Genomic DNA, 17671 nt, shown 5'->3' with positions numbered 1-17671 from the left:
TTTCAGGACCAGGGGAGAGATAGATGGTTGCGATCAAGGCGATCCACGACTGGATTGGGGCATCCGGCGACGTGGTGTCCTGGCACCCGTCGCCCGCCAGCCGGGCCAAGGTGATGAACGCACCGGTGAGTTCCGTGCCGCCCAGCTACCAGCAGGCGCAGCACATCCGTGGGTACCTCAACCACGTGGCCAACGGCACCGACATGGCCCGGCTCAACATCCCGGCCTGGGACATGCAGGGGCAGTGCGACATTCGTGCGATGTCGCACGTCGTCAACGCCTACCTGCGTCGTCACGACACCTATCACAGCTGGTTCGAGATGACCGACGACGGTGAGATCCTTCGCCGGACGGTCCAGAATCCGCGGGACATCTCGTTCGTGCCCACCAAGTACGGCGAGATGTCGGCAACCCAGTGGCGCGAGCACGTGCTCGCCACGCCCAACCCGTTGCAGTGGGATTGCTTCTCCTTCGGCATCATTCAGCGAGCCGACCACTTCACCTTCTACATCAGCGTCGACCACGTGCACACCGACGCGATGTTCATGGGTCTGGTGCTCGTCGAGATCCACATGATGTACGCGGCGCTGATCAGTGGCGCGGGCCCGATTCCGCTTCCGACCGCGGGCAGCTACGACGACTACTGCTCACGGCAAAGCCAGACGTTGTCCAGCCTCACGCTGGATTCGCCGGAGGTGCGGGAGTGGATCCGCTTCGCCGAGTGCAACGACGGCACGCTGCCGCACTTCCCCTTCCCGCTCGGTGATCCGCCGTGGTCGAAGACCGGCGACCTGGTGACGGTGCGACTGCTGGACAAGCAGCAGTCGGATCGGTTCGAGGCGGCCTGCACGGCCGCGGGCGCCCGCTTCATCGGCGGCGTCTTCGCGTGCGCGGCGATGGCACAGGAAGCCCTCACCGGCTCGACCGACTATCACGTGATCACACCGACCACGACGCGCGCGACGCCCGAGGAGTTCCAGACCACGGGATGGTTCACCGGTGTGGTGCCCGTCTCGGTGACGGTCGACCCCACGTCGTTCGCCGACACCGCCCGAGCGGCTCAAGAGTCCTTCGACGGTCGGATGTGCTTGGGCCCCATCCCGTTCGACCGCGTCCTCGAGCTGGCCGACGGGGAACTGGGGCTGCGTGCACCCGATCCCGGCGTGCCGATGGTGTCGTTCCTCGACGCCGGATTGCCGCCCCTGTCGCCCAGCATCATCGCCGAGTGGGAGCGGATGAACGGCCGCGTCTTCAGCGACGCGCGCTCGGCGTACCAGATCGGTCTGTGGGTCAACCGCGGCGAGCGCGAGACCTCGGTGACCGTGGCGTTCCCGGACAACCCGATCGCCCGCGAATCGGTCGACCGGTACCTGGCGGCCATGGTGGCGGTCTACCTCGGCGTTGCCGACGGTGCGATCCCGGCACCGAGCCGCGCCCATCTTCGGCACGGAGAAGCATTGCACCGCAACGCTGTTCGCGACCGGGAACGGCTGTTGCCGATGGCCAAGGGCTGAGCATTGGCGTCGACGCAGACTCGGCCGACCACCGACAACCTGCTCGACTACGTCGACCAGGCCTTGTTCCTCGGCCTACGCGCCACCGGACAGTCCGCGGCCATGCAAATGGTCTGGGTGTACGAGGACGCGGTGGACTGGGCCGAGCTTAGACGGTTCCACCAGGACTTCGGCTTTGGGTTGGCGGGGCGGCTGATCGAACCGTCGGTGCTGCCGTTTGGGCGGCACCGCTGGGTGTCCTCGCTCGGTCCGCCCTCACCGCTGGAGGTCGCCACGACCCCGCGGCCTCGCGCCGAGCTCAGCGACTGGGTCGACGAGCGGGCCCAGGTCCCCATCGACCCAGAGCACGGTCCCGCCTGGCACATGGCGGTACAGCCTCTCGACGACGGGTCGACCGCGATCACGCTGGTCGGCTCGCACTGCATCGGTGACGGTGGGGGTGCGTTCCTGTCGGTATTCGAGGCCGTCATGGGCGCCAGACGCGATCTGGGCTACCCGCTGCCCAGGTCACGCACGCGGCGCGAGGCGCTGCTCGTCGACGCCCGCCAGACGGTGCGTGACCTGCCCGAGGTTGGGCGCACGCTGGTAGCCGCCGCGAAGTTCGTCCGGGCCAAGCGCAGGCAGTCGGCGGGCACGCCCGCGCCGGCGCGGCCAAGGGTCGGCCGTCCCGACGAAGCCGTGATCGTGCCGGCCGTCTCCGCGTTCGTCGACCTCGCACAGTGGGACGCCCGCGCCGAAGCCCTTGGCGGCAACGGTCATTCACTCCAGGCTGGTCTTTCGGCCCGGCTCGCGGTGCATCAGGGTCGGGCGCTGGCATCCGACGGGACGGTGGGGCTCATCGTGCCCATCAACGACCGCACGCTGGAGGACACGCGGGCCAACGCCGTCAAGCTGGCCTACGTCCGCGTCGACCCCACTCACGTCGCCAAGGACCTGACTGACACCCGTACCGCGGTGCGGGAGGCGTTCAAGGTGATGCGCGACGAGCCCGACGAAGCCTTGGCGCTGTTGCCACTGAACCCCTTCGTCCCCAAGTTCGCCGTCCGGCACGGCGCGGACCTGGCGTTCGGCTTCACCGACCAACCGGTGTCCAGCTCCAACGTCGGCGACCTGCCGGTGCAACTCGCTTGCCCCGCAGGAGCGCCGGCGCAGCAGGTGTGGTTGCGCGGCATCGACCAGCGCATCACCCGCGGTGTGCTCGAGGAGCGCAGCGGGTTGCTGACCGTCGTGTCCGGTCGGCTCGACGGCAAGGTCACGATCACCGTCGTGGGGTACCAGCCCGGCGTCGAGAACACCAAGCAGGCCCTGCGCGAACGGTTGGCCGCGGTGTTCGACGAGTTCGAACTCACCGGGACGATCGTGTGACCGACCGGCTGGCCTACATCGACCAGGCCACCTTCCTGTCGATGCAGGCGACGGGGCGTTCGCAACTGGTCCAGTACGTGTGGGTCTACACCCATCCGGTCGACATGGCGGGGTTGCGGCGGCTTCACCGCAACGTCGGATACGGCTTTGCCGGTCGGCTCATCGAGCCGTCGATTCTGCCGTTCGGGCGGCATCGGTGGGTGGCTGCGACCGGTCCGGCCACTCCGCTCGACGTGGAGCCTGCGAGACCGCCTGGCGAACTGGGCGGGTGGCTCGACGAGCGCTCCCAGCTCCGCGTCGACCCGGTGCACGGACCGGGCTGGCACCTGGGCGTGCTGCCGATGACCGACGGCACGACGGCGGTCACGTTGGTGGCGTCGCACTGTCTGCTCGACCACGGTGCGTCGGTGCGCACGCTGGTCGACGCCATCGGTGGCGCTCGTCGCGACCTCGGTTACCGCCTGCCGCGATCGCGGACCCGTCGCGCGGCCCTGGCATCGGACGCCCGTCAGGTGGCCCGCGACCTGCCCGACTTCGCGCGCACCGTCGTCACGGCCGCCAAGTACGCCCATCGCAGCCGCGCCAGCATCTCCGAGTCCCGTGCGGCCGGCACCCCTGCCGCACCGGATGGTCCCGACGGCCCCGTGGTGCTGCCGACGGTCTCCGCCGTCGTCGAGGCCGCCGAGTGGGATTCCCGCGCCGGCGAACTTGGCGGCACCGGGTATTCGCTGCTCGCCGGGTTCGGAGCCGTCCTGGGGGAGCGGATGGGCCGGGCGCGACCGTCCGACGGAGCCGTCACGCTGCTGATCGCGCTCAGCGACCGTGGCGGGGACGACGACCACCGCGGCAACGCCATGCAGATAGCCACCGCGACGGTGAACCCCACCGGCGCGACCGCAGATCTGACGAACGCCAGAACGGCTGTGCGCGAAGCGCTCTCCGCGGTCCGCGAAGGTCATGACGACAAGCACGAGCTGCTTCCGATCACGCCGTTCGTGCCCGTCCGCGCCGTCCGGCGGACGGCCGAGGTCATCTTCGGCGACCTGCCGGTGTCGTGCTCGAATCTGGGCGACGTGCCGACCGAGATGGCCCGTGCCGACGGCACCGACGCCCAGTTCATGCTGTTTCGCCCCGTGGACCAAGGGGTCACCCGTGCGGCTCTCGAGAGAGCCGGCGGTCAGCTGGTCGTGGCGGCCGGACGCATCGCCGGCAGCGTCTCACTCAACGTGGTGGCCTACGAAGTGGGTGCGGCCAACACCCGGGAGTGGCTGGCCGAGCACGTCGTTCGCGCGCTGACCGATTTCGGTCTGAAGGGCACCGTCATCTAGTCCGAGGACCTCGACGCGTCGCGGCCGCGGCGGCCCGACGGAGGTTGCGCGAGAGAGCCTGTGCGGCGACGACATTCGACCCGACATGGGTGGCGGTTCAGTGGCTGAGGACGGCGACTCTCGACGAGTGCGAAACAGTCGATCGGTACGAAACGTGTTGATTCTCCGACGAATTTCCCGTTTGCCGTCCCGTACGTACAGTTGGAGCACGTGGGTCCTCTCGACGTGACTAAGAGTGCGCTGGCAGCCGTCGTCGGCTGGACCGGCACCGTTGCTGGCCGGTGTAACCTCACATGATGTTCACCCGCGGCGATACTCGCGGCGTCTCGGTGCACCAAGTGTTCGAGGCGCTGGGTAGATTCGTCGTCCGGCGTCCCATCGCCATCATCGTCTTCTGGCTGGCCCTGGCCGGCACGCTGTTCCTGTTGATCAGTCCGCTGTTCGTGGTGGCGCAGCGCAATCCGCCGGATCTCCTTCCGAAGGACTCGCCAATCCTCGCCGCCGGCGACCACATGAAGAACGCGTTCAAAGAGGCCGACGGCGGCAACGTCGCGGTCGTCGTGTTGTCGAGTGACAACGAGCTCACGCCAGCCGACGAGGACGTCTACCGGAAGCTGGTGGCCGCACTCAAGGCCGACACCGACAGCGTCAAGTCGACCCAGGACTTCGTCTCCATTCCCGAGCTCCGCGACGCGATGACGAGCAAGGACAAACACGCCTGGACGCTGCCGATCAGCCTGGAAGGCGGGATGGGTTCCGGCCCGGGGCAGGCGGCCTACGGCAAGGCCCTCGACACGGTCAACGAGGTCACCAAGGGGTCGTCGCTGAAGGCCAACGTGGTGGGCGCCTCGGCCACCTTCGAGGACCTCAACAAGATTGGTGAGCACGACCAGACCATCATCGAGGTCTCGACCGTCGTCACCATCTTCACCATCCTGGTCATCGTCTACCGCAACCTGGTCGCGATGTTGATGCCCCTCATCACTATCGGCGTGTCGATGGGCGTTGCGCAGCAGGTCGTCGCCGGGCTCGGCGAACTGGGCCTGCCGATCGGTCCTCAGACCATCGTCCTCATGACGGGCATGTTGATGGGCGCCGGCACCGATTATGCGGTGTTCCTGTTCAGCAGATACCAGGAGTGTCTGCGGCGGGGGATGGCCTCCGACGACGCCGTGGTGTACGCGCTGGCGACCATCGGCGAGGTGATCGCCGGTTCGGCGGCGACGGTCGCCCTGACCTTCATGGGTCTGTCGTTCGCGACGCTGGCGGTCTTCCTCACCGTCGGGCCCTCCTTGGCGGTCACGATCCTCATCGCGGTGCTGGCGGCCATGACGTTGCTTCCCGCCCTCATGGTCCTCGCGGGCAGGCGGGGATGGGTCAAGCCGCGCAAGGACATCACCGGGCGGTTCTGGCGGATGTCGGCCGTGCGCATCGTGCGACGGCCCAAGGCCTACCTGGCGGGCAGCCTCGTCGTCCTGCTTGCCCTGGCCGGGTGCGCGACGTTGATCAAGTACAACTACGACGACCGCAAGAACCTGCCCGACGACGCCCCGAGCAACCAGGGCTACGACGCCCTCGTCAAGCACTTCCCCGTCAGCACCACGATGCAGCAGTTCATCCAGGTCTACGCGCCCAACGTCGACCTCCGGTCACCCAAGTCCCTGGCCGACCTCGAGCAGATGGCCACCCGCATCAGCCAGGTGCCGGGCATCGACTCGGTGCGCGGCATCACCAGGCCCAACGGCGAGATGCTGCAGGAGGCAAAGTCGACCTATCAGGCCGGAGAGGTGGGCGGCAAGCTCGCCGACGCGTCCGGACTGATCGCCACGAACGACCAGAACCTGACGCTGCTGGCGAATGGTGCGCACCAACTGGCCGACGTCAACAACCAGATCCGCCTTCAGCTGCTCGGGTCGATGGGATCGATTCGCGAGGTGTTCAGCGGGCTGATCCAGGTCAAGGAGGCCATGGGTGACGACGTCACCTTCGACGACCTGTCCAAGCAGGCCGCCATCCTGGCCAACATGCGGTCCGTCGGCGATTCCCTCGGCAGCAGCCTCGACACGGTCACCAACGCCTATGACTCGTCGAAGTCCATGCTCGTCGTGCTCAACAGCAGCATGGCGTGCAACATCGACCCGGCGTGCGTCTCGTCGCGGGCCGAGCTGCAGCGCCGGGTGGACGGTTACAACCCGGCCGACATCACGTACTTGAAGGCGCTCAGCGCGGGTCTGAAGGACACCAAGGGCACCGACCGGCTCGACGACACCATCCGCAAGGTCGGCAGCAACCTCGAGCGGGCCTTCGCCGGTTTGCAGCAGCTGGGCATCGAGGACGAGGGCGACCTCGACGCCAAGCTCGGCGAGCTGCGTCAGAACGCGAACAAGCTGGCCGACTCCAGCAAGCAGCTCGCCGACGGCGTCCAGCTCCTGGTCGACCAGACCCGCAACATCGGCGGCGGCCTCGACCAGGCGTCGGGATTCCTGCTGGCGATGAAGCGTGACGCGTCGGACCCGGCGATGTCGGGCTTCTACATTCCGCCGCAGGTGCTCACGCAGAAGGAATTCAAGAAGGCCGCGCAGCTGTTCGTCTCCGACGACGGGCACACCGTGCGGTACCTGGTGCAGACCGCGCTGAACCCCTTCGGCGCCGAGGCGATGGACCAGGTGGACCTCATCCTCAAGGCCGCCAACGGCTCCAAGCCCAACACCAGCCTCGCCGACGCGCAGATCACGATGGTCGGCTTCTCGGCGTTCCAGAACGACATCCGGAACCACTACGACCACGATCTCAACTACATCGTCATCATGACGCTGGTCATCGTGTTCCTGATCCTGGTGGCGTTGCTCCGGGCGATCGTCGCACCCATCTACCTCGTCCTGTCGGTCGTGCTGTCATTCGTCTCGGCGATGGGGATCGGCGTCGTCTTCTTCCAGTTCGTCCTGGGCCAAGACATGTACTGGAGCGTCTCGGGGATGGCGTTCCTCGTGCTGGTGGCAGTGGGCGCCGACTACAACCTGCTGCTGATATCTCGGATCCGGGACGAAGCGAAGTACGGCGTCAGATCGGCGGTCATCAAGACCGTCGGCGCCACCGGCGGTGTCATCACCTCGGCGGGGTTGATCTTCGCCGCGTCGATGTTGGCGCTGACGGTCAGCAGCCTCTCGACCGTCGTCCAACTCGGCTTCGTCATCGGCGTCGGGCTGTTGCTGGACACGTTCATCGTGCGGACCATCACCGTTCCGGCGGTCGCCGTCCTGGTGGGTGACAGCAACTGGTGGCCGTCGAAGACGCCGCGGCAGATGATCGAGGAGAAGCGCAGGAAGGCCAGGGCGGCGGCCGCGCAGGCGTACGAGGAGGAGGGGCCGACGGGCCCCATCCGAACAGGTGTGGCCCCCGGCGGCACCGACGGAACCGACGTGGACGACGACGGTGACGTGGGCGACGAGGGGTACGCGGTGGCGGTCCGGACGGCCAGCCGCATCAACGCCGCGTGGCGCAACGAGGACTAGGCAGCCCGCACTGCTGCTCGGTAGCCCCGCATGACGAGGACCCCGGCCACCACGCCTAGACCAGCGATCCACGCGAACGTCAGCAGGAGCGGCTGCACCGAGACGCTGCCGCGCGCGAGATCCGTCATCGATTGGATCGTCGCGGACATCGGCTGGTACCGAACCACCGGCCGAAGCCAGGCGGGGAACAGCTCGAGCGGGGCCACCCCCGAGCTGGCGAACACCGCGCCGAGCGACACCCCGTTCAGCCAGGTCAGCATGGCGACGCTACGACTGCGCAGGGCGACGAGGATGACCACGGTGGCGTACACCGTCACCCACAGCACCGGGATCGTCACGAACACGACGGCGGCGGCGAGGCCACCGTGGAACCGCATCCCGAGGATCATGCCGACCGCCACGATCACCACGGTCGCGACCACGGTGCGCACCGCCTCGGCGAGCAGCGTCCCGGTCAGCGCGCTGGCCCGGTGCACGGGCATCACCCAGAAGCGAGCCATCAGCCCGTTCCGTCGCTCGACGGGGATCGACAGCGCGGCGGCCACCGACCCCGACATGCCACCGGCGACCGCACACATCGACACGACGGTGTCCACGTTGTCGCTACCGGTCAGACGCATCATCGACCTGCTGACGAGCAGGTAGTAGACGATCAGCAGGATCGTGGGAAACAACGCCGACTGCAGGGGCACCAAGGGGTTGCGGCGCCACAGCGTCATCAACCGACCGGCGAAGACCGCGCTCTCGACGACGACGGGGAACCGGCGGCGTTCGACGACGATCACGAGCGCCGACCCTGGCCACGGGCCGCCAGCCACCCGAATGCCGACAGCAGACCGAGGCACCACACGAGGGTGATCGCCACATTGGGCCCGTCGACGTGACCGCTGGCGACACCGCGCAGTGTCTCGGTGATCTGAGAGATCGGCTGGTACTCGACGAAGGGCCGGACCCAGGTGGGGAAGGACTCGACGGGGGCCATCCCCGTGGACAGCAACACCAGGAGCAGCTGAGGAATCACCAGCAGCTGGCTGGAGGTGTCCAACCGCTTGACCCGGGATCCGATGGCCTCGGCTCCGAACGACAACGCCAGCGTCAACGTCAGCGCGAGCACGATGAACACGGCTCCCCAGGCGAGCCCACCGTCCATCCGGAAGCCGAACGGGTAGGCCACGGCGAACGTCGCGGCCAGTGCCAGGCAACCCCGGATGAGGCAGTAGGACATCCGCGCCAGCATGGGCGCGTACACCGAGATGGGAAGTGTTCGCAGCCGCACGCCGAACTCCGAGGCGCGTTCGTGCGCGACGAGGTCGGTGGTGTTGAGGGCGCCGAACAGCATCGACTGCACCACCACCGCCGGCAGCACGTACTGCGGATAGGCGATGCCGCCCGTGTCGATGACGTTGCGCAGACCCACGGTGAACCCGACGAAGGTCAGCACCGGAACGAGCACTGCGAACACCAGGTCGAGGTTGCGGATGGAGGCCCCGACTTGGCGTTCGGTCAGGGCGAGGACGGCGCTCACACCCTCAGCGTGGGACCGGTGAGGTGCAGGAACACCTCGTCGAGTGACGGCTTGCGCAGTGAGATGTCCATCAACTCGACGCCGAGCTCCTCGAGCTTGCGGAACACCTCGGCGAGCGTGGTGACGCCCTGTGGGGCCGGCACCGCCACCGTGTTGGCGGCGGCGTCGACCTCGACGCCCTCGTAGGTGCCGAGTGCCGAGGCCACGCGCACCAGGTCCTCCGGGTGCAGCGGGGTGACCTGACAGTAGCCCTGGCCCATCCTGCGCTTCAGTTCCTCGGCGGTACCGCGGGCGATGACGCGGCCGGCGTCGAGGATGACGATCGAGTCGCTGAGGACGTCGGCCTCCTCGAGGTACTGCGTCGTGAGGAGCACGGTCACCTCCTGCGCGGCCAACGAGGACACCAGCGTCCAGACGTCGCGTCGGCTGCGCGGGTCGAGGCCCGTGGTGGGCTCGTCGAGGAAGAGCACCTTCGGGGGCACGATCAGGGAGACGGCGATGTCGATGCGTCGACGCATGCCGCCGGAGTACGTGGCGACCTCGCGGTCGGCGGCGGCGACGAGGTCGAAGCTCTCGATGAGTTCGTCGGCTCGGCCCGCGGCCTGCTTGCGCTTCATGCCGCGCAGACGTCCGAACAGGACGAGGTTCTCGCGCCCGGTGAGCGCGCCGTCGAGCGCCGCGTCCTGACCCGTGACCCCGATGCTGCGGCGGACCTGGTCGGCGTCGGCGACGACGTCGAAGCCGGCTACCGTCGCCGTGCCGGTAGTCGGCTCCAGCAGGGTGGACAGGATCTTGACGATGGTCGTCTTGCCGGCGCCGTTGTGCCCGAGCAGCCCGCACACCGTCCCCGTCGGGACCGAGAAACTGACCTCGCGAAGCGCGGGTAGCTGGCCGAACGTCTTGGTGACGCCAGCGACCTCGATCACCCTCAGGCGTCCAGTCGGACGAAGCGTCCCTGGCGATAGAGGTCGACGCACGCCTGACGGCGAATCTTGCCGCTCGTGGTGATGGGGATGGATCCACGCGAGACGAAGACGAGATCCGCGGCACTGATGCCGTGGGCGGTGGAGATCGCCGACGTGACGTCGCGTTTGACGGCCGCCAGCCGCTCCTGGGTCTCCTCGGGAGTCGGCCGTTCCTTGAGCTCCACGATCGCCACCAGCTTCTCGGTGGCGTCCTCCTCGACCGAGATCGCCGCGACGCGTCCGTTGGAGACCGCGCCGACCGTGGCCTCGATGTCGTCGGGGTAGTGGTTGCGGCCGCGGACGATCAGCAAATCCTTGATGCGGCCGATGATGAAGAGTTCGTCGCCCTCGACGAATCCGAGATCGCCGGTGCGCAGCCACGTGTCGGCGGTGTCCGGGTCGCCGTCCAGCGTGGCGCCGAACGTGTCCTCGGTCTCCGTGGGCTTGTTCCAGTACCCGACGCATACGTTGTCGCCGCGCACCCAGATCTCGCCGATGGTGGCCGCCGGTGCCTCGCGACGACTGTCCGGGTCGACGATGCGGATCTGCGGTGAACTAGGCACGCCGTAACTGATGAGGTCGGTCCCGGCGGTGCTGCGCCTCGCGACGCCTGCGGTGAGCTTCTCGGTGTCGAACGTGACGACGACGGGTGCGACGGCCGGATCGTCGGTGGCGACGAAGAGGGTGGCCTCGGCGAGCCCGAACGAGGGCCGGATGACCCTGCCTTGAAAGCCGAACTTGGCGAACCGGGACGTGAAGCGCTTGACCGACACCGGCTGGACGCGCTCGGCCCCGCAGATGATCGCCAGCACGTTGCCCAGGTCGAGTCCAGCAAGATCCTCGTCGGTGGTGCGGGCGGCAACGAGGTCGAGGGCGAAGTTGGGTCCCGCGGTGAGCGCGCGGTCGCGCTTGGCGAGTTGCTGAACCCACCTCGCCGGTCGCTGCAGGAAGGCAATCGGGCTCATCAGCACCGACGGCCAGCCACCCATGATGGGCGCGCAGATCCCGAGGATGAGCCCCATGTCGTGATAGAAGGGCAGCCACGACACCGTGGTGGTGCCGACCGGTGCGACCTTGCCCCACTCGACGAGCAGCGCCGACACCTGTTGCTCGAAGTTCGCGAACAGGTTGCGCTGAGTGACCATCACGCCGGCCGGGGTGCGCGTCGAGCCGGAGGTGTACTGCAGGTAGGCGGTCTCGGGCGGGGTCTCACGGCGTGACGTCGACCGTCGGCGGACGCTGAGATCGAGCTCGTCCACCACGATGACGGTGGGCGCAGGGCGACCGTCCTGCGAGACGGCGTACGGCTCGACCGCGGCGGCGGTGTTGGCGGTGGTGAGCAGCACTGTGGGCTGCGCGTCCCGCACGACGGCGGCGACGCGTTCGTCGTGTGCGCCGACCATGGGCGTGGACAGCGGCACGGCGATCACGTTGGCCTCGAAGGAGGCCAGGAAGCCGAGCACGTAGGACATGCTCTGCGGCGCCAGGATGACGACGCGGTCGCCGATCTGGGCGTGCTCGCGAATCTCGGCGGCCAGTGCGACGACCTGCTGCTGCAGTTGACCCCAGGTCAGCGTCTCCTCGACGCCTTCCCATTCGTGGTCGTAGTCGATGAAGGTGAAGGCGGGGTCGTTCGGTTGCAGGCTCGCCCGCTCGCGAAGAATCGCGGGAATCGACGAGTCCAGCATGGGCGGCCCTTTCTGCGGCGCAAACGACACGTGTGGGTCGAGCTTAGGGAACGCGACCACGCAATGCGCAACGAAGCGAGACTGACTATGGCACAGCCGGTTAGACTCCTCGACCACGCCGGAGTCACTGCCGCCTCCGCGTGCATTCTCGCAAACTGGCTGGCGTTCCCCAAAATCGAATACCTTTTGACCGAAACGGCGCGATGCGGACGGCGTCAGGTGCGGTAGTCGGTGTGCGAAATGTGTTGTGCGACGGGCGTTCTCGAGATCAGCTGCTGGTCTTGCTGAACCACTTGGTCTTGACCCGCCACGAGTGTGCCGACGTCAGCGCGAAGCCGGCGCCGCACAGACACGCGAACACCCACACCATAGTGCCGCCTTCCACCTTCTGGAGCGACGGCACCAACGCGGTGGCAATGCGGACGGTGCACGCCAACATGCCGCTGACCGACGCGGCCAGATAGATGTTGGCGACCATGCGCGACCGCGGGTCACGGCGCAGGATCAACAAGGCCCGTGAACCGTATCCCAGCAGGTAGATCAACATTCCGCACAGCAGAATCCAGTAGGCGCTCAGCCAGGCGTCGGTGGGCACCTCGAAGAAGTCGGGCGCGTAGATCCTCGCGCCGTTGCCCAGCGAGAACATGGCCAGCAGCAACGGAATGCACAGCGTGGCGGGCCGTTCGACGTACTGCTTGAACGTGACCTGCATGGCGTGGTCGTCTTGCAACCTGCCCAGAGAGTTGTACACGACGGCCGACGCCGCCACGACGTACATGTCGTGACCGATGTAGTCCTCCAGGTTCCACAGACCGGTCAGTGAGTGCAGCCAGTGCCCGACGGTCTCCGAGGCCAGCGGGGACATCAAGAACACGGTGGCGCCCTGCAACGCGATGTTGAGCGTCGCGGCGACCTCCCAGCGGCACGACCACGTCAGTCGGCGAATCCACAAACTCCACGCCACACACAGGAGTGTGATCGTGATCAGGACTGCCAATCCCATGGTCTTCGCTTTCGAACGTAGTTTGCCTGCGGCAAATCTCGAGGCTTACAGCGGGGGAGCGTCGGCGCGCGGGGTGAGGTCGCGAAGCCTGGGCCGCCGGACCGTTCTCCGCACGGTCGTGGCCTCGGCGACGGTGGCCACCGACAGCGGCGCCGACTCGACGTAGCGCCAGACTTCCTCGCGGGTCATCAGACCGAAGCGAACTTGCAGGTCGGGGTAGCTCAAGTCGAACCGATCGGCGACCGAGCGGAGTTCCTCGGCGTTGGGGTAGTCGGCCTCCTTGATGCGTCGGTAGTAGGTACTACTCGACGTGCCGAGCGCGTCGTAGATCGCCTTCGCGTCGACGTCTCCGTCGAGGAGATAGTCGAGCAGGGTCTTTAGCTGACGGCCGTTCTCATCAGTCCGTGGCACCGGCCTAGCTTAGCGGCAAACCCGCCGGGTCGGCAGTGCTCACCGCAAATGTCTTCACGACTGTCGTTATTGACATCGCCGTCACAGTTTTGGCAGATGTGTCCCATTTCTGGGACAGCCGTGTAACGTTCCAATCATGACGCGCGCACGCCTGCAGCTAACCGATTACGTCGCCGAGGGCCGTCCTCGATTCGACGAACTCGAGCGGCTCTCGACACCCCTGTCGGCCGTGCTCACCCAGGAACTCGACGGAGCTGCCACCGCGCTGGACCTCTCGACCGACGAGATCCTCCTCGCCGCGCTGGGGCGCGCCGTCGAACGCACCATCGGCTCGGGGGTCGTCGGCGTCGACGTCGCGTGCCGGCTGGCCACCAGCCGCCCGATCCGATTGGCGTGTGCCGCACCGGTGCAACTGGACGTCGACGAGCTACTTGCCGACGTACACGATCAGTTCTACGCCCTCGCCGACCACCGCGTGGTTCGTGGCCTGTCGGACGCAACCCGAACCGAGCCGACGGCGGACATCCTGTTCACCACCGGCGACCCCGCCGAGCGCCCGCACCTCGGCCACCTGCTCGAGCTACGCGCCGTCCGCCGCGGCGACGCCGTCGTGTTGGACTGGTGGTTCGACGCCCGCAGCTTCGAGGCCTACACCGTCGCGGAGCTTGCCGACCAGTTGCCGCTGGCCATGATCGAGCTCACCTCAGAGGCCACGCCGCCGATCCACGCGAACCACGAGTTGGCGCTGGCCCACTAGCGGTCTCTAAACTCGTCGCAGAGGCGCCGATCCGGCCATCACCGGGGAGCCTTCGGAAGAACGGCGGTCCGAGCTCGCTCGGCGCTCAGTAGAACCGAACGGGTAGGCCCGTCATCGCCTAATTCGAGCGGCGCACCGAGTGTGCGCAAGCGGGGTGGTACCGCGGTGTTCGCGCCCGAGCGCGACGTCGTCCCCGTGCCTTGCAGACCTCGGGCACAGGAGACGAACGACGTGACGGCCTATCCGCGACCGGCGAGTGGATCGCCGAGCTTTCCCGACCTCGAGCTCGAGGTGCTCGACTACTGGGAGGGTGACTCGACCTTCCGCGCGAGCATCGACCAACGCGACGGCGCCCCCGAATACGTCTTCTACGACGGTCCGCCGTTCGCCAACGGTTTGCCGCATTACGGTCACCTGTTGACGGGTTACGTCAAGGACATCGTGCCGCGGTATCAGACGATGCGCGGCTTCAAGGTCGAGCGCCGATTCGGCTGGGACACGCACGGACTCCCTGCCGAGTTGGAGGCGCAGCGTCAGCTCGGGATCACCGAGAAGGCGCAGATCGAGGAGTTGGGCATCGACGCGTTCAACGCGGCCTGCCGGGCCTCGGTGCTCAAGTACACCGCGGAGTGGCGTGCCTACGTCACCCGCCAGGCCCGCTGGGTCGACTTCGACCACGACTACAAGACCCTGGACCTGAGCTACATGGAATCGGTCCTCTGGGCGTTCAAGCAGCTGTGGGACAAGGGCCTCGCCTACGAGGGCAACCGCGTCCTGCCGTACTGCTGGAACGACGAGACCCCCCTGTCGAGCCACGAACTGCGGATGGACGACGACGTCTACAAGAACCGGCAGGACCCGGCGCTGACGGTGGGCTTCCGGGTCGACGACCGCGGCCTCGGCGAGGACCAGGCGGTCCTGGCCGGTGCGCGCGTCCTGGTGTGGACCACCACGCCGTGGACGCTGCCGTCCAACCAGGCCGTCGCGGTCAACCCCGACGTGACCTACGTGGTGGTGCAGGGTTCCGACGGCAACCGCTACGTGCTCGCCGAGGGTCGGGTGGCCTCGTACGCGCGCGAACTGGGCGAGGAGCCGGCCGTCACGGCGTCGTTCCTGGGCCGGGAACTGCTCGGCCTGCGCTACGTGCCGCCGTTCCCGTACTTCATGGACTCGCCCAACTCGTTCGTGGTGCTGGCGGGGGAGTTCGTCACCACCGACGACGGCACCGGCATCGTGCACATGGCCCCCGCCTACGGCGAGGACGACAAGGCCACTGCCGACGCCGCCGACATCGTCGCCGTCACGCCGGTCGACTCCAAGGGCCGCTTCGACGTCACGGTGCCCGACTACGCCGGGCAGCACGTCTTCGACGCCAACCCGCAGATCATCCGCGACCTGAAGAACGGCACCGGCGCCGCGGGGGTCAACGGAGCGGTCCTGCTGCGCCACGAGACCTACGACCACTCCTATCCGCACTGCTGGCGGTGCCGCAACCCGCTGATCTATCGCGCGGTGTCGTCGTGGTTCGTCAAGGTCACCGACTTCCGCGACCGGATGGTCGAGCTGAACCAGCAGATCACCTGGTATCCCGAACACGTCAAGGACGGCCAATTCGGCAAGTGGCTGTCGAATGCCCGCGACTGGTCGGTGTCACGAAATCGCTACTGGGGCAGTCCGATTCCAGTGTGGAAGTCCGACGACCCGACCTACCCGCGGGTCGACGTCTACGGCAGCCTCGACGAGTTGGAGCGCGACTTCGGGGTACGCCCGACCGATCTGCACCGGCCCTACGTCGACGAGTTGACCCGACCCAACCCCGACGATCCCACGGGCCGGTCGACGATGCGGCGCATCGAGGACGTCTTCGACGTCTGGTTCGACTCGGGCTCGATGCCGTACGCGCAGGTGCACTACCCCTTCGAGAACCAGGCCTGGTTCGACGGTCACAACCCGGCCGACTTCATCGTCGAGTACATCGGGCAGACCCGGGGGTGGTTCTACCTGCTGCACGTACTGGCCACGGCGCTGTTCGACCGGCCGGCCTTCCGCACCTGCGTCTCGCACGGCATCGTGCTGGGCAGCGACGGGCAGAAGATGAGCAAGTCACTGCGCAACTACCCCGACGTCACCGAGGTGTTCGACCGCGACGGCTCGGATGCGATGCGCTGGTTCCTGATGGCGTCACCGATCCTGCGGGGCGGCAATCTCGTCGTCACCGAACAGGGCATCCGCGACGGCGTCCGGCAGGTGCTCCTGCCCCTGTGGAATGCCTACTCGTTCCTCGCGCTCTACGCCCCGGCGAAGGGGACGTGGCGCACCGACTCGACCCACGTGTTGGACCGCTACATCCTGGCCAAGCTGGCCGCGCTGCGTGACGATCTGACTGCCTCGATGGACGTGTGCGACATCTCGGTGGCCTGTGAGCAGGTGCGCCAGTTCACCGAGGCCCTGACGAATTGGTATGTGCGACGGTCGCGTTCGCGGTTCTGGGACGAAGACGCCGACGCGGTCGACACCCTGCACACGGTGCTCGAGGTCACCGCACGGCTGACCGCACCGCTGCTGCCGCTGATCACCGAGGTGATCTGGCGTGGGCTGACCGACGGCCGCTCGGTGCACCTGACCGACTGGCCACGCGCCGACGAAGTGCCCGGTGACCCGGCGCTGGTGGCGGCGATGGACCAGGTGCGCGACGTGTGCTCGGTGGCGTCCTCGGTGCGCAAGGCCAAGAAGCTCCGCGTGCGGTTGCCCTTGCCGAAGTTGACGGTGGCCGTGGCGAATCCGGACGCGCTGCGCCCCTACGCCGACCTCATCGCCGACGAACTCAACGTCAAGGCCGTCGAGCTCACCGACGACATCGACGCCTACGGGCGCTTCGAGGTGGCCGTCAACGCCAAGGTCGCGGGTCCACGGCTTGGCAAGGACGTGCAGGCGGCGATCAAGGCCGTCAAGGCGGGCGAGGGCGTCCTCAACCCGGACGGGACCCTGACCGCAGGCCCGGCGACGCTGCAGCCGGCCGAGTACACCACCAAACTGGTTGCCGCGGAACCGGAGTGGACCGCGGCTCTGCCCGACGGGGCGGGCCTCGTCGTCGTCGACGGCACCGTGACGCCGGAGTTGGAGGCCGAGGGTTGGGCCAAGGACCGGGTGCGCGAACTGCAGGAACTGCGCAAGTCCTCGGGGCTGGAGGTCTCCGACCGGATTGCGGTGACGATGTCGGTGCCGCAGCCTCACCTGGAATGGGCGAAGACCCATGCCGACCTGATCGCCGGTGAGGTGCTGGCCACCAGCTTCACCTTCGACGAACCGGTCGACGGCACGGAGATCGGCGACGGAGTGCGGGTGGCGATCGCCAAGGCGTGACGGGCGGCTAGCCCGTCACGCGGGCGGTTTCCCGGCCGAAGGTCACCGTGTCGCCGTGCTGCAGCTGGCGGCCTCGGCGGGTCTCGACGGCGTCGTTGACGCGCACCAGCCCGTCGCCGATCACCCCCTTGGCGTCGGCGCCGCTGTCGATCATCCCGGCGTACTTCAGGAACTGGCCGAGGCGGATCGAGTCCGACGAGATCGGTACGTCGCGAACGGGCTGCGCCATACCGCTCAGGC

The 17671-nt window shown here is 67.6% G+C and carries 13 protein-coding genes; 6 read left to right on the top strand and 7 right to left on the bottom strand.

The window, feature by feature from the left end; translation table 11 throughout:
* The first annotated feature begins 23 nt into the window (after positions 1-23).
* The 4 genes from H7K45_RS20180 to H7K45_RS20165 all read left to right on the top strand — a co-directional run bounded on the left by H7K45_RS20180 (position 24) and on the right by H7K45_RS20165 (position 7719).
* Entirely contained in the window at positions 24-1514 is a 1491-nt protein-coding gene (locus H7K45_RS20180) for a condensation domain-containing protein (RefSeq protein WP_263997740.1), read from the top strand.
* A 3-nt stretch (positions 1515-1517) separates the two neighbouring features.
* A complete protein-coding gene (locus H7K45_RS20175) occupies positions 1518-2879 on the top strand; it encodes a hypothetical protein (RefSeq protein WP_263997739.1) in 1362 nt (453 codons plus the stop codon).
* Positions 2876-4207, top strand: coding sequence for a hypothetical protein (locus H7K45_RS20170; protein WP_263997738.1), 1332 nt, complete (start codon positions 2876-2878; stop codon positions 4205-4207). The genes H7K45_RS20175 and H7K45_RS20170 overlap by 4 nt, the downstream gene beginning before the upstream one ends.
* 296 nt (positions 4208-4503) lie before the next feature.
* The gene (locus H7K45_RS20165) at positions 4504-7719 is read left to right on the top strand and encodes an MMPL/RND family transporter (protein WP_263997737.1); all 3216 of its coding nucleotides are present in this window, start codon (positions 4504-4506) and stop codon (positions 7717-7719) included.
* Here the strand turns inward: H7K45_RS20165 and H7K45_RS20160 are convergent.
* The 6 genes from H7K45_RS20160 to H7K45_RS20135 all read right to left on the bottom strand — a co-directional run bounded on the left by H7K45_RS20160 (position 7716) and on the right by H7K45_RS20135 (position 13311).
* Positions 7716-8504: an ABC transporter permease gene (locus tag H7K45_RS20160; RefSeq protein ID WP_263997736.1), complete on the bottom strand. Its 789-nt coding sequence runs from the start codon at positions 8502-8504 to the stop codon at positions 7716-7718. The two genes, H7K45_RS20165 and H7K45_RS20160, sit on opposite strands and share 4 nt — an antisense overlap.
* Positions 8501-9244 (bottom strand): ABC transporter permease, encoded by a 744-nt coding sequence (locus H7K45_RS20155; RefSeq protein ID WP_263997735.1) that lies wholly within the window; start codon positions 9242-9244, stop codon positions 8501-8503. Before H7K45_RS20155 ends, H7K45_RS20160 begins: the two co-directional genes overlap by 4 nt.
* Positions 9241-10170, bottom strand: a complete 930-nt coding sequence (locus H7K45_RS20150; protein WP_263997734.1) for an ATP-binding cassette domain-containing protein — start codon at positions 10168-10170, stop codon at positions 9241-9243. The genes H7K45_RS20155 and H7K45_RS20150 overlap by 4 nt, the downstream gene beginning before the upstream one ends.
* 2 nt (positions 10171-10172) lie before the next feature.
* Positions 10173-11897 (bottom strand): AMP-binding protein, encoded by a 1725-nt coding sequence (locus H7K45_RS20145; RefSeq protein ID WP_263997733.1) that lies wholly within the window; start codon positions 11895-11897, stop codon positions 10173-10175.
* A 268-nt stretch (positions 11898-12165) separates the two neighbouring features.
* Positions 12166-12900: a hypothetical protein gene (locus H7K45_RS20140; protein WP_263997732.1), complete on the bottom strand. Its 735-nt coding sequence runs from the start codon at positions 12898-12900 to the stop codon at positions 12166-12168.
* A 45-nt stretch (positions 12901-12945) separates the two neighbouring features.
* Positions 12946-13311 (bottom strand): XRE family transcriptional regulator, encoded by a 366-nt coding sequence (locus tag H7K45_RS20135; protein WP_263997731.1) that lies wholly within the window; start codon positions 13309-13311, stop codon positions 12946-12948.
* Positions 13312-13447: 136 nt separating this feature from the next.
* Between H7K45_RS20135 and H7K45_RS20130 the strand changes: the two genes are divergently transcribed.
* Positions 13448-14068 carry a hypothetical protein gene (locus tag H7K45_RS20130; protein ID WP_263997730.1) on the top strand — a complete coding sequence of 207 codons (621 nt, stop codon included), beginning with the start codon at positions 13448-13450 and terminating at the stop codon, positions 14066-14068.
* Between the two features lie 231 nt (positions 14069-14299).
* On the top strand, positions 14300-17431 hold the full coding sequence (gene ileS, locus H7K45_RS20125; protein WP_263997729.1) for an isoleucine--tRNA ligase: 3132 nt from the start codon (positions 14300-14302) through the stop codon (positions 17429-17431).
* Positions 17432-17438: 7 nt separating this feature from the next.
* On the opposite strand, the gene H7K45_RS20120 is transcribed toward ileS, so the two are convergent.
* Positions 17439-17660, bottom strand: coding sequence for an RNA-binding S4 domain-containing protein (locus H7K45_RS20120; RefSeq protein ID WP_263997728.1), 222 nt, complete (start codon positions 17658-17660; stop codon positions 17439-17441).
* Positions 17661-17671 lie beyond the last annotated feature (11 nt).

This window comes from Mycobacterium yunnanensis (genome assembly GCF_025823185.1).
Lineage (GTDB): Bacteria > Actinomycetota > Actinomycetes > Mycobacteriales > Mycobacteriaceae > Mycobacterium > Mycobacterium yunnanensis.
The sequence above is the reverse complement of the archived record's forward strand: the minus strand, read 5'-3'. Positions and strand labels throughout refer to the sequence as shown.